Raw genomic sequence first — 13039 nt, forward strand, 5'->3', positions numbered from 1 at the left:
AAGCGAGTTTGCGGCGCCAGCGCGACGAGAGACCAGCCTCCCAGCGACACATTCGGTGCGACAACCGCGAAAAAGGGGTGGCCCCCGCCAGACGGCGGGGGCCACCCCTCTCAGCATTCAACCGATGCGCAAATCCTTCACTTCGTGGCGGACACGCGGACCTTCAGGGTCGCGGACACCTCGGGGTGCAGGCCGACGGTCACCGTGTAGTCGCCGACGGCCTTGATGGGCGAGGCGATGATGACGCGACGACGGTCGATGGTCTGGCCCAGCTGCTCCTTGACCGCGTCAGCGATCTGAGCGGCGGAAACGGCGCCGAAGAGGCGTCCGGCCTTGCCAACCTTGCCGGTGATCTCGACGACGGCGCCACCCTGCAGGGCGTCGCGCACCGCGCGAGCGTCGTCGATTGTGGCGATCTCGTGGCGGCGACGGGCCGCGGCGATCTGGTCGATCTGCTTCTGGGCGCCAGCGGTCCACTTCGCGGCAAAGCCGCGCGGAACCAGGTAGTTGCGGGCGTAGCCAGCCTTGACCTCAACGACCTCGCCGGCGTGGCCGAGGCCCGGGACGTCGTGGGTGAGGATCAGTTTCGTGGTAGCCATATCAGCTGTGTCCTTCCCTAATCAGCGGCCGGTCGAGGAGTAGGGCAGCAGGGCCATCTCACGCGCGTTCTTGACGGCGCGAGCGATCTTGCGCTGCTCCTGCGTGGAAACACCGGTCACGCGGCGAGCGCGGATCTTGCCGCGGTCCGAGATGAACTTACGCAGCAGCGCGGTGTCCTTGTAGTCGATCTTGTCGATCTTGGCCGACTTCAGCGGGTTGGCCTTCTTCTTGATGGGCTTGTTGCGAAGTTGGGGCTTCGCCATGATGGTCTCCTAGTGAATCCGGGCGGACGATGCCGCCCCAAGCGTGTTGTCTTCGACGTGGCGCAGTCCGGCGCTGGCGCCGGAGCTCGCGACCTTAGAACGGGGGCTCGTCGCCGAAGGAGGTGGCGCCGCCAGCAGGGGCGGAGCGCCACGGGTCCTCGGGGGAGCCGCCGGTCGGGGCGCCGTAATTGGCGCCACCCTGGCCGTATCCACCCTGGCCGCCGCCGTATCCGCCGCCCTGAGGGCCTGCCTGGGAGCCGCGGTTATCGGACTGGTAGCCGCCACCGCCGGCGGGGGCGGTGCGGGTGACCTGCGCGCGTGCGCGGCGCAGGGAGGGGCCGACCTCGTCGACCTGCAGTTCGACGACCGTGCGGCGTTCTCCCTGCTGGGTCTCGTACGAGCGCTGGGTGAGGCGACCCTGAACGATGACGCGCATGCCCTTGCGCAGCGACTCGGCGACGTTCTCAGCGGTGTCGCGCCACACGGAGCAGCGCATGAAGAGGGTGTCGCCGTCGCGCCATTCGCCGGCGTTGCGATCGTAGGTTCGGGGGGTGGAGGCCACCGTGAAGTCGGCGACCGCTGCACCGGACTGCGTCCAACGCAGCTCGGGATCGGCGGTCAGGTTGCCGATGATTGTGATGACGGTATCTCCGGCCATGTCGGCTCCTCGGGCTTAGAGGGGTTGGTGTCGGCTCAGTGAGCGTCGGGGCGCAGGAGCTTCGTACGGAGAATGGTCTCGTCGATGCCCATGCGGCGGTTGATCTCGAGAGCGACCTCGGGGGTCGTGGTCATGTCGATGACGACGTAGATGCCCTCGGAACGCTTGAGGATGTCGTAGGCAAGACGGCGCTTGCCCCAGATGTCAACGTTCTCAACGGATCCGCCTGCCGCACCCACGGGTGCCAGGTACTTCTCCATCGTGGGGGCGACGGTGCGCTCGTCGATCGAAGGATCGAGGATCACCATCAGTTCGTAGTTACGCACGTTGGTTCCCACCTCCTATGGTCTTCGCGGTCACGGACGGTCCGTGACAGGAGGGCGTTGCGTATGGCCCGTGAGGGCCCGGTGGACTCTTCGCGGATGCGGACAGTCCAGCTGCTCATTTTACATGGCCGATGCACTCGCCGCCAGGGCGGGATCGCTCACGATCTGCCCCCTTGCTCATGGGCATGCATGCCTCGGGCGTGGGCTAGGTCCGGTGGGCGTGGGCTAGGGCCGGTGGGCGTGGCGAGCGGTCCCCCGGCGGGGTGGCCGGGCCTCAGAGGGAGCGGGCCCCGAGGCCGTTGGTCAGGGCGCGCATGCCCGTGTAGACGGCGGCATAGGACAGCCAGACGAGCGAGAGTGCCAGGGACGGGCGAGCGGTGAGCGCGGGGGAGTGGGCCACCAACCACAGGACGGGCGCGTAGACCAGGAGGTTCGCGACGGAGGCCGCTGCCAGGTATCGTCCCCGGCCCGCGCCGATGAGAATGCCGTCGAGGAGGAACACGTACCCCGCGACCGGCTGGAAGAAAGCGCCGACGATGAGGGCGACGGTCGCGTAGTCGACGACGGTCGTGTCGGTTGTGAAGATGCGGGTGATCCACGGTGAGGCCATCGCCAGGACGAGGCCGACGACGATGCCGAAGCCGACCCCCCAGCGGGAGAGGAGACGCACGAGGGGGCCCATCGCCCCCCGCTCGCCGCTGCCCTGAGTGAACCCGGCGAGCGCCTGCGCCGCTATGGCCAGAGCATCCAGGACGTAGGCGGCGAAGGTCCACAGGGTCCACACGATCTGGTGGGCGGCGAGCGCCTGCGTCGAGATCGCCGTCACCGCGCTCAGGGTCGCCAGGAGGGCCACGCGCAGGGCGAGCGTGCGCACCAGGAGGGGGGCGCCCTCCGCGGCCGCGGAGAAGATTCCGGCAACGGAGGGGCTCAGCTCGACGCCCTCGCGTCGCGCGCCGCGCACGATCACCCAGGCCAGGAAGAGCGCCATGAGGCTCTGCGTGATGGCGGTTCCCAGGCCCGATCCGGCCACCCCCATGCCGAGGGGGTACATGAGCGTCCAGTTCGCGGCGACGTTGAACGCGGCGCCCACGGACGCCGCCACCAGGGGGGTGCGAGTGTCCTGCAGGCCGCGCAGGGTTCCCGTCGCCGCCAGGACCACGAACATGCCGACCAGGCCGGGGGCCGAGGAACGCAGATAGGCCAGCGCGTGGGGCATGGTCTCCGCGTCAGCCCCCAGCCAGGACAGCAGCGGCGAGGCACAGACGGCCAGGAGGAGTGCGGCGAGCACCCCGAGGGCGCCGGCGAGCCACATGGCCTCGACCCCGGAGCGGATGGCACGATCGCGCCTGCCAGCGCCCAGATGCCGCCCCGCCAGGGAGGTCGTGGAGTACGCGAGAAAGACGAAGAGGCCGACGGCGGTGTTGAGCACGGTCGAGGCGATGCCCAGCCCCGCCAGTTCTGGCGTGCCCAGGTGGCCCACCATCGTCGAATCGATGACGGTGAAGAGCGGTTCGGCGATGAGGGCGCCCAGGGCGGGAAGAGCCAGGGAGAGAATCCTTCGCGTGGTGATGCGCGGGATCGACGAGGCCTCGGCCTGCCCGGGGTCCGACGGGTGCTGCGGGTCGGGGGACTCGCGGGTGCTCGCCATTACATGCTCCGTTTCTTTTCCACAACATGTGCACAGGCCTGTGGAAAGCCGCGCACTCGGAAATTCTAGACGGCTCAATGAATGACAACGATGTGAGTGTGATGAGCATATCTGTGCTGGCAGATTCGTCATTTGGTGCTGTGCACAGGCCGCTTCGGTGTTGCGCACAGGTTATCCACAATCTGTGCACATGCCGGTGCACATCGGCGGTCGCGCAATCTCCTACAACGCGTTAGTCTTCGCCTGGAGGGTCTCTATCCACAGGACCGCGCTCGCGCCCGCGGCCCTTCCCCGGCCTCGTCCCCGGGAGCCGACACCGAGAGGATCACATGTCCGACGACCAGTTCGACCGCGTCCCCCCGCAGGACATCGACGCGGAAATGAGCGTCCTCGGCTCGATGATGCTGACGACCGAGGCCGCCAACGTGGTGTCCGAGATGCTGCGCGGACAGGACTTCTACCAGCCCAGCCACGAGACGATCTTCGACACGATCGTCGAACTGAACGGCCGCGCCGAACCCGCGGATGCGATCACGGTCGCCGGTGAACTCAAGCGCGCAGGCATGCTCTCCAAGGTCGGGGGAGCTGCCTACCTGCACAGCCTCATCGCCTCGGTCCCCACCGCGGCAAACGCCGCCTACTACGCCCGGATCGTGCGCGAGCGAGCGATCATGCGCCGCCTCGTCACCGCGGGCACGCGCGTCGTCCAGCTCGGGTACGCGGACGCTGGGGGCGACGTCGACGAGATCGTCGACCAGGCTCAGGCCGAGGTGTACGCGGTCTCCGACGGGCGCGAGAGAAGCGACTACGTGTCCATGACGCAGATGAGCTCGGACATCCTCAACGCCCTGGAGGACATCGAAAAGAACCAGGGCAAGCTCAACGGTGTTCCCACGGGCTTCACCGACCTCGACGAGCTCACCCAGGGCCTGCACGGCGGACAGATGATCATCGTCGCCGCCCGCCCCGCCATGGGCAAATCGACGCTCGCCCTGGACTTTTGCCGCTCGGCGTCCATGAAGCACGGGATCACCTCGCTCATCTTCTCCCTGGAGATGAGCAACCAGGAGATCGCGATGCGCATGCTCTCGGCCGAGTCCGGCGTGCGCCTGTCCAAGATGCAGGCCGGCAAGATGAGCGACGTGGACTGGCGCAAGGTGGCCGAGACCACCTCGCGCATGAGCGAGGCGCCCCTGTACGTTGACGATTCGGCGAACATCACGATCTCGGAGATCCGCTCCAAGTGCAGGCGCTTGAAGCAGCAGGAGAACCTCGGCCTTGTCGTCGTCGACTACCTGCAGCTGATGACGAGCGGACGCCAGGTGGAATCCCGCCAGCAGGAAGTGTCCGCCATGTCGCGAAACCTCAAGCTCCTGGCCAAGGACCTGGACATCCCGGTGATCGCGGTCGCCCAGCTGAACCGTAACTCCGAGGGCCGCACCGATCGCAAGCCCATGATGAGCGACCTGCGCGAATCCGGTTCGCTTGAGCAGGACGCCGACATCATCATCCTGTTGCACCGCCCCGACTACTACGACAAGGAAGACCGCCCCGGCGAGGCGGACATCATCGTCGCCAAGCACCGCGCGGGCGCGACGGCAACCGTGACGGCCCTCTTCCAGGGTGACATGGCGCGCTTCGTCAACTACACGGGACGCCCCGAGCCCGGCGGAGAATAGGGCGGCTTAGGCGTCGCGGACGGTGCGCGCCAGGCGCCTGGCCCGAATGGAGGTCAGCGCCCAGTCGGCGCTCAGGCACGCCAGCGCCACCCACACGATGCCCATCGCAATCCACCGAATCGTGGGCACAGACTCGTGGAAGATGAAGACGGCGACGAGGAGCTGCAGGGTCGGGCCCAGGTACTGCAGGAAGCCCATCGTCCCCAGGGTGAGGCCTCTCGCCGCCGACGCAAACATGATGAGCGGGATCATCGTCAGCGCCCCCGCGCCCACCAGGAGGGCCAGGTGTGCACCCCACGACACCCCGGCCTCGGTGGTGGAGGCCAGCGCATGGAAGGACGTGGAGGACGTGGCCGCGAGGTACGCGTAGTAGCCCAGCAGGAGGGGCGAAACGGCGGCGGTTTCGATCGCCATCCCGGCCAGCGGGTCGACGCGCGCGGCCACGTCCTTCTTCACCAGGGAGTACAGGCCGAAGGTGAGGGCGAGCGTGAGGGACGTGATCGGGACGGAGCGCTGGCCGACGACGAGGATGAGGACCGCCAGGGCGCCCAGGCCGAGCGCGATCTTCTGGATGGGGGTGATGCGCTCGCGCAGCACAATGAGGCCGAGCGCGATAGTGACGAGGGGGTTGATGAAGTAGCCGATCGCCGCGTCCGTCGTGTGGCCGGCGAGGACCGCGTACACGTACACCGACCAGTTGACGACGACGAGCGCGCCGGCAACCGCGAGGCGCCACAGGGCACCCCGGTCGGCAATCAGCGCGCGCACCTTCCCCAGGGAGCCCGTGACGGCCAGGGCCGCCAGGCAGAAGACGAGGCCCCACACGGCCCGGTGGACGATCACCTCGACGGCGCCCGCGGGGGCGAGCCGAGAGAAGTAGAGCGGGAAGAAGCCCCAGATCACGTAGCAGGAAATGCCGAGGGCGAGCGCGCGGGGTTCGTTCTTCTGGGTGCTCATTCCTCCAGTTTACGGATACTCCGTCAGTGGCTGCTCAGCCGATACGCGCCGCGGTCTACACGTGAGAAAAAACGTATGCGCGCCGGGTGCGCGTCTGAGGTGTGTGGCGGCCGTCATTGGCGGATCGGTGCGGAACGCGTTCGATCCTCCCCCGAGCCCCGGTTCGCCGGCCTCCACACCGCGGCGCACGAGGCGGAGGAGGCAGGCAAAGAAAAAGCGCGACACCTCGGCGGTGTCACGCTGGCGGGGGAGGGGCGCGCGATACTCACGCGCCCCGCAGTGTCTCAGGCGCGCGTGCGAGCGATCGAAATGATCGCGGGGGAGACGATCAGGGCGGTCAGGGCGACGACGACGGCCAGGACCATCGAGGACACGGAGGCGACCTGCAGGGCGGCGACCACGCCGAGGGCGGCGAGGAGGACGACGAGGGCGACGAAAACGGAAGCCGAGGTGGTGGCCTGGCTCATGGTGGGGGCGGTCTCGGCCTTGACGATGTGATCCATGGGGTTCTCCTTCAGAGTGTCTTCGCGCGGATGCGCGAAGCGCGCCCCGCACGCCAGCGTGTTGTGTGGGCCGGTCGGCCCGCGCCGCCCAGGGGACGGCATCAAAAAACGGGGCCGACCTGCGTCGCCCCCGTTGGTGCAGTACCTATTCTACGGCGTGTCGCCATCGCGGTCCATAGCCGCAAGGCGCCTTGTAAGACACTGCACAGTTGTTGAATAAAGAAAAGGTAAAAGACCGTTATCGCAAGGGAATACCGTGTCGCCCGATGGGGCGGATCGCCTCGCGTCATACAGGTGTGCCCGAGTGGATGAACCACCCGGGCACACGATGTCACTCAGCTCGTGCAACATCCGTGGCTTGGGGACCCTTCGGCCCCTCGATCGCCTCGTACTCGACCCTCTCGCCCTCCATGAGAGTGCGGCGCCCAGATTGGCCGATGATGTTCGAATAGTGCACGAAGACGTCAACGGAGCGGTCATCGGGGGTGATGAAGCCGAAACCTTTGGCGTCGTTGAACCATTTGACGGTCCCGGTAGTCATGGGACCTCCTTCGTGTTCGCCCCGCTGGCGGGGCACCGATCGGACCCGCCTGCGGGGCCGACGTGATCTCGCTACCAAGCGATCGGCGCCTCTCACGCGCCTTTCGCGCAGTGCGCGCAACCACCCCATTACGGTACCGCACTCGGAAGAATAATGTCGCTGACCTGCACAAATTGCTACCGGGGCGACTGGTCCGCGGGCCGCGCGCCCGCGTCGGATAGGCGCACCGGCACGATGGCCCGCACGTCCTCCCCCTCGAAGGGAAGGCTGCCGATCGCCACGTCCACGCCGAACACGGCGGCCAGGGTGTCCTCGTGCATCACGGAGTGAGCGGACCCAACCACGGCCTCGTGAGTGGACGAGAAAAGCGCCACCTGGTCCGCGACCCGCAGGGCGTGAGCGGGGTAGTGGGTGTTCATGATGACCGCCAGCCCCCGATCCTTCACGAGGCGCTCCAGGAGTCCGAGGACGATCAGCTGATTGCGGAAGTCCAGGCCGGTCTCGGGCTCATCCAGGACGAGGACGCGCGGGTTAGCGACGAGCGCGCGGGCAATCAGGATCATCTGGAACTGCCCGCCCGACATGGTCGCGCACGGCATCCCCGCCAGGTGCGAGGCACCGACCTCCTCCAGAACATCCCGGGCCATCGCCTCCTCGCGGGGTCCCGGTTGGGCGAGCGTGCGCATGTGGGGAGCGCGCCCGACCATGACCATCTCGAGGCCGGTCAGGGCAACGTTGGACGCGTGACGCGCCTGGGGAACGTAGGACAGGATTCGCCCGAGCGCTCGCGTCGACATCGCGCAAATGTCCGTGCCGTCAACGAGGGTGCGCCCCCGATCCCACTTTTGCAGGCCGATCATCGTGCGCAGCAGCGTGGTCTTCCCCGCCCCGTTCGGCCCCAGGACCGCCAGCAGGGAGCTCTCCGGAACCGTGAAGCTGACGTCGCGCAGGATCGGGGCCGGCGCGCCCGGATAGGTGAAGGTCGCGCCCTCAACGCTGATCATCGCGCCCCTCCCGTCCGACGCAACAGCACGATAAAGAAGGGCGCCCCGATGATGGCCGTGAGGATCGAAATCGGAATCTCCGAGGCCGACAGGGAACGGGCCAGAGTGTCGATGACGATCATCAGGGCAGACCCCAGCAGAGCCGACACCGGAATGACCGCGCGGTTGTTCTGTCCGCACAGCATGCGCGCGCAGTGCGGCACCAGCAGGCCCACCCACCCGACCTGGCCGCACATCGATATCACCGAGGCGGTGATGACCGTCGACGCGACAATCAGGACCGCCCGCATCAGGGAGACGTTCACGCCGGCGGTGCGGGCCTCGTCCTCGGACAGGGAGAGAATGTTGAGCTGCCAGCGCAACGCCACGATGACGACGATGCCCCCGATGATGAAGGGGGCCCCGAGCGCGATCTGGCGGTAGGTGACCGCCGCCAGGGACCCCATGAGCCAGTAGGTGATCTCCGGGAGCTGGCTGGTCGGGTCGGCCGTCAGCTTGAGCAGCGACAGGACGGCGTTCGCGAGGGCAGAGACGATGACGCCGCCCAACACCAGCGTGATGACGTTGAACGACACCCCGTCCGGGTGCGGGCGATCGCCGTCGTGAAGGTCATCGTCGCCAGGCCTGCCCCCAGGGCGGCGGCCTGCACGCCGATGAGGTTCCAGTCGAGCAGCAGCGCGATCACGGCTCCGACGCAGGTTCCGGCCGCAACCCCCAGCGTGTCCGGGGTCGCCAGGGGATTGGAGAAGAGCGACTGAAACGACGCCCCGGCCACCGACAGCCCCCCGCCGATGAGGATCGCCACGATGATGCGGGGGGCGCGCAGGTCGAAGACGACGGAGTTGACGCGAGGGGACACTGCGGGTCCGCCCGCGAAGCGTGCCCGCAGGGCGGCGATCACGTCCTCCAGCGACACGGAGAATCGCCCGATCAGCATCGCGGCGGCGGCGCAGGCCACGATCAGGGCGACCAGGGTGGGGATCACCCAGACGCGCAGCCTCCCGTTCCTGGTCAGCAGTGACTTCATGGTGTCCTCTCCCCGGCGAGCCGGGAGCTACACGCGTGACGGAGCCCCGGCCTCGTTGATTGAGCGAGGCCGGGGCCCAGCGTCAGGAGGCGTCGGGGTTGACGATTCGTCGGGCCTGCTCGTCCGTGAGCGTGAAGTTGTACATCTTCTGGTAGTAGTCCTTCGTGATGGTCACGAGGTCCACGTCGGAGAACTGGTCGGGGTACAGTGAGGCTCCGATCCAGTTCGCGACGATCGGGGCATCCGGGTTGGGAGTGAACCAATTCCACATCCCCAGCCCGGTGGAGTAGACGCGGCCGCTCTTGACCGAGGACAGGGTGGAGAGGTCAACGCCTTCGACCGAGTTGGTCAGGACGGAGTTCGCCGTCATGTTCGACATGCCCTTTCCGGTGACGAGGAGGACCTGGGGATCCCACGTGAGGACCTGCTCGAAGGTGACGGGCGTGTGCGAGGTGTCGGTGTCGCGCGAGACGTTGACGTAGTTCAGCGAGTCGGCCCATTCGTTGGTGAACCAGCCGTCCTTGCCGCCGGCGACCGCGAGCTGCCCGTCGGCCGCGCCCATGAGCACCATCGTCGAGACCCTCTGGTCCTCGGGGACCTTGGCGGTGCGCGCGCGGGCGTCGGCAATTAGGTTCTGACCTAGCGAAATCTTGTCGGCCATGTGGCCGTCCTGGTTGAAGACGTCCTCGAGGAGCTCCATCCACTGCGTGTAGGTGTCGGAGGGGTTGCCCATCGTCGTGAAGCCGACGGCGGGAATCCCGGCCTTGCGGAACATCTCGCCGTGCTCCTTGTTGAACGCGTTGTACAACACGACGTCAACGTTGAGGTTGAGCAGGGCCTCGGCGTTGAGCTCGCCCTTGTCGTAGTAGCTGGTGTCCACCTGCATCATTTCGGGCGCCATCTCGGCGGCGATCGTCTGGCTCATGGCCTTGACGCGGGCGGCGCTCATGCCCACCAGGTAGGGGGCCTTGCCGTCGAAGTAGGCCAGGTAGGTGGATTCGATGGGGATCTGGTCGATGGCGACGCGAGTCACCTGGGCGGGCAGGGTGACCTCGTTGCCTCCGTGGTCCGTGATCGTGCGGGTTGCCGAGGCTCCCGTCTCCTGGGTGGTTGCGTTGGACTGAGCGCTTCCCCCGGCGCCCGCGCAGGCGGAGAGGGCCAGAGCGGCTGCGGCCAGGAGAGTTGTCAGTGTAGCGAGGCGTGTCTTCATTGTGCCCTCTCGTGTCTCGGGGAATACGAGGGAGATGCTACACAACATTAGGTGAACCTCACAAGAGTGATCGCGACATTATGACGCGGTGTGATATCCGGCCCCGGTCGTGTCGGCTCGGCGGTCGGATCGCTCAGGCTGTTGACTGGCAGGAAACGCCCCGCTAACCTCGTGTGAATGACTCCAGACGCCTCGTCGCCCGCGCTCGTCAGCGCCTCCGGACGTAGCCTCGCACCGAACTGGTGGGCAGTGGTCGCTTTGATCTGGAGCGGCCAGGCGTTTTCCATCATCACCAGCGGCGCGTCGGGGTGGGCGATCATCTGGCACGTCACCACGACCGAGGGCTCGGCCCTCAAGCTCGCCATCGTCATGGCCCTCTCCCAGCTTCCCCTCGGGCTCCTGGCCCCGCTGGGCGGCGTCGCCGCCGACCGCTACAACCGGCGCACCGTCATGATCATCTCCGACCTGGGTGCGGGTGGAATGTCGCTCGCGCTGGGGGCGCTGGCATGGCTGGGGCACGGAAGCTTCGCCCTCATCTGCCTCTTCGCCGCGCTGCGCAGCTGCTTCCAGGCATTCCACTTCCCGGCGATGAGCGCGGCCATGCCGATGCTGGTCCCCGAGAAACACCTCATGCGCGTCAACACCCTCGACCAGGCCATCGGATCCATCGCCAACATCGGTTCCCCCGCCATCGGCATCGCCCTCTACACCGCCTTCGGGCTTCCCTACACCCTCGGCCTGGAGTTCGTGGGGGCGCTCCTGGCGGTCGCCGGACTGGCACTTGCGAGGATTCCCTCCGTCGAGGCCGAGATGCCCCCAACCATCATGGGGCAGATCCGCGAGGGCTGGCGCGCGCTGAGCGCCAACTCGGGCCTCGTCTACCTCATCGTCGCCCTCACGGCCGGCATGATGGTGTTCGAAGCGCTCGCGGCGGTCTACCCGCTGATGGCGCAGCAGTACTTCGGAGCCGACGGGGCAATGGTGTCCGTCGCCGAGGCGATCACGGGCACCTGCATGCTCCTCGGCGCACTCATCATGATGGCCTGGGGCGGGGGCAAGCGCCTCGCCCTGCTCATCAGCGCCACGACCGTCGTCGTCGGCCTTCCCTTCGCCGCCGTCGGTCTGCTCCCGCGCGGCGGCTTCTGGGCTTTCGTCGCCCTCATGGGCTTCGGATGCATCTTCCTGGCGTGGTTCCACGCCCCCCTCATGACCCTCATCCAGAGGCACGTCGGGGAGGACAAGGTCGGTCGCGCGCTCGGGTTCTTCCAGCTGATGCTCGGGCTCTCGATGCCCGTCGGCATCGTCCTGGGCGGCGCCTTCGCCGAGAAGATGGGAGGCCCCGTCCTCTTCACCGCCGCGGGAATCTTCTTCTGCGTCGTCGGTGTCGTCATGTACGCGATCCCCCACATCCGCGCCCTCGACACTCCCGTGCCCGTCACTCTGCCCGCCGACGAGGAGGCGTAGCCCCTCACGCTGCCAAGGCCGCCTGCCGCAGTCCCGCAGGCGATGTCGCGAGCTGTGCGATACTGACGCTCGCGCCGCTCAGCCCGCCCCCCGAGCCGCAGTTGTGCACGCGCACTTGTACCCTTCTTTCAAGGAAAAAGACCTTGCGAGCGGAAGGAGAGATGCGATGCCCGGCCGTCTTGATCTGGAGCGCGCCCTCGTTATTGGTGTTGCCTCCAGCGCCCTCTTCGACCTGTCGAAGTCGGACGCCGTATTCCGTAATGAGGGCGAGGAGAAGTACCGCGCGTATCAGCGCGAGAACCTCGATGAGGTCCTAGAACCGGGGGTCGCCTTCCCCTTTATTCGGCGCCTCCTGGACCTCAATGACCTCTCCGAGGACGAGCGCCTGGTCGAGGTGGTCATCCTGTCGCGCAACGACCCCGAGACGGGAATGCGCGTCATGCGATCGGTTCAGCACCACGGGCTGGACATCACGCGCGCGATCTTCATGCAGGGACAATCGCCCTACCGCTTCATGGAGCCGCTGCGCATGTCCCTGTTCCTCTCGGCCAACGAGGCCGACGTCCGCGAGGCGATCCGCATGGGGTTCGCGGCCGGCCGCGTCGTGGGGCGCGCGGTGGCGGACGACGGAGGCACCGACCTGCGCATCGCCTTCGACTTCGACGGCGTTCTGGCCGACGACTCGGCCGAGAGGTTCTATCAGGAGGGAACGTTGGAGGCGTACCAGGAGAACGAAAGTGCTCTGGCCGACGTACCTCTGCCCAGGGGCCCACTGGCGGCCTTCCTGGAAAAGATCAACCACATCCAACGCATTGAGGACGCCAAGCACGACGCCGATCCGGAAGGCTACCAGCGAAGGGTTCGCGTCGCGGTCGTGACGGCGCGCAGCGCCCCCGCCCACGAGCGCGCCATCAACTCGATCCGCCAGTGGGGCTTGCGCGTCAACGACGCCTTCTTCCTCGGCGGTGTCGATAAGGGCCCGATTCTGGCCGTCTTGGAGCCGCACATCTTCTTCGACGACCAGCGCCGCAACATTGACACGACATCGCACCTAGCGCCCAGCGTCCATATTCCCTTCGGCGAACTGAACGGGGTGTGAAACCAGCACGCCCTCGATTCTCTCCCCGACTCGAAAGGGAGAGGCACAGGCTCACCGAGT

The 13039-nt window shown here is 67.2% G+C and carries 13 protein-coding genes and 1 pseudogene; 3 read left to right on the plus strand and 11 right to left on the minus strand.

Features of this window, described 5'->3' with window-relative positions; all coding sequences use genetic code 11:
* Window positions 1-137: 137 nt before the first annotated feature.
* The 5 genes from rplI to NQK35_RS08600 form a co-directional block, all read right to left on the minus strand.
* Window positions 138-599 carry a 50S ribosomal protein L9 gene (rplI, locus tag NQK35_RS08580; protein WP_009212794.1) on the minus strand — a complete coding sequence of 154 codons (462 nt, stop codon included), beginning with the start codon at window positions 597-599 and terminating at the stop codon, window positions 138-140.
* A gap of 21 nt (window positions 600-620) precedes the next feature.
* Window positions 621-863: a 30S ribosomal protein S18 gene (rpsR, locus tag NQK35_RS08585; protein ID WP_009212793.1), complete on the minus strand. Its 243-nt coding sequence runs from the start codon at window positions 861-863 to the stop codon at window positions 621-623.
* A 94-nt stretch (window positions 864-957) separates the two neighbouring features.
* A complete protein-coding gene (locus tag NQK35_RS08590; protein WP_257113895.1) occupies window positions 958-1521 on the minus strand; it encodes a single-stranded DNA-binding protein in 564 nt (187 codons plus the stop codon).
* Between the two features lie 35 nt (window positions 1522-1556).
* A complete protein-coding gene (rpsF, locus tag NQK35_RS08595; protein ID WP_009212791.1) occupies window positions 1557-1847 on the minus strand; it encodes a 30S ribosomal protein S6 in 291 nt (96 codons plus the stop codon).
* Between the two features lie 274 nt (window positions 1848-2121).
* Window positions 2122-3495, minus strand: coding sequence for an MATE family efflux transporter (locus tag NQK35_RS08600; RefSeq protein ID WP_257113896.1), 1374 nt, complete (start codon window positions 3493-3495; stop codon window positions 2122-2124).
* A 329-nt stretch (window positions 3496-3824) separates the two neighbouring features.
* Here NQK35_RS08600 and dnaB point away from each other — a divergent pair, with 329 nt between their 5' ends.
* Window positions 3825-5174: a replicative DNA helicase gene (dnaB, locus tag NQK35_RS08605; protein WP_009212789.1), complete on the plus strand. Its 1350-nt coding sequence runs from the start codon at window positions 3825-3827 to the stop codon at window positions 5172-5174.
* Window positions 5175-5180: 6 nt separating this feature from the next.
* On the opposite strand, the gene rarD is transcribed toward dnaB, so the two are convergent.
* The 6 genes and pseudogenes from rarD to NQK35_RS08635 form a co-directional block, all read right to left on the minus strand.
* Window positions 5181-6131 (minus strand): EamA family transporter RarD, encoded by a 951-nt coding sequence (gene rarD, locus NQK35_RS08610; protein WP_257113897.1) that lies wholly within the window; start codon window positions 6129-6131, stop codon window positions 5181-5183.
* Window positions 6132-6415: 284 nt separating this feature from the next.
* Window positions 6416-6634, minus strand: a complete 219-nt coding sequence (locus NQK35_RS08615; RefSeq protein WP_009212784.1) for a hypothetical protein — start codon at window positions 6632-6634, stop codon at window positions 6416-6418.
* A gap of 331 nt (window positions 6635-6965) precedes the next feature.
* Entirely contained in the window at window positions 6966-7175 is a 210-nt protein-coding gene (locus tag NQK35_RS08620) for a cold-shock protein (protein WP_257113898.1), read from the minus strand.
* A gap of 176 nt (window positions 7176-7351) precedes the next feature.
* Window positions 7352-8179 carry an ABC transporter ATP-binding protein gene (locus NQK35_RS08625; protein ID WP_009212782.1) on the minus strand — a complete coding sequence of 276 codons (828 nt, stop codon included), beginning with the start codon at window positions 8177-8179 and terminating at the stop codon, window positions 7352-7354.
* A pseudogene (locus NQK35_RS08630) lies at window positions 8176-9206 on the minus strand (FecCD family ABC transporter permease). The gene NQK35_RS08625 and the pseudogene NQK35_RS08630 overlap by 4 nt, the downstream one beginning before the upstream one ends.
* Before the next feature lie 82 nt (window positions 9207-9288).
* Window positions 9289-10416 carry an ABC transporter substrate-binding protein gene (locus NQK35_RS08635; RefSeq protein ID WP_257113899.1) on the minus strand — a complete coding sequence of 376 codons (1128 nt, stop codon included), beginning with the start codon at window positions 10414-10416 and terminating at the stop codon, window positions 9289-9291.
* A gap of 177 nt (window positions 10417-10593) precedes the next feature.
* Between NQK35_RS08635 and NQK35_RS08640 the strand changes: the two genes are divergently transcribed.
* Window positions 10594-11880 carry an MFS transporter gene (locus NQK35_RS08640; RefSeq protein WP_257113900.1) on the plus strand — a complete coding sequence of 429 codons (1287 nt, stop codon included), beginning with the start codon at window positions 10594-10596 and terminating at the stop codon, window positions 11878-11880.
* A gap of 166 nt (window positions 11881-12046) precedes the next feature.
* On the plus strand, window positions 12047-12979 hold the full coding sequence (locus tag NQK35_RS08645) for a 5'-nucleotidase (protein WP_257113901.1): 933 nt from the start codon (window positions 12047-12049) through the stop codon (window positions 12977-12979).
* The last annotated feature ends 60 nt before the right edge of the window (window positions 12980-13039 follow it).

The sequence above is a fragment of the Schaalia odontolytica genome (genome assembly GCF_024584435.1).
Lineage (GTDB): Bacteria > Actinomycetota > Actinomycetes > Actinomycetales > Actinomycetaceae > Pauljensenia.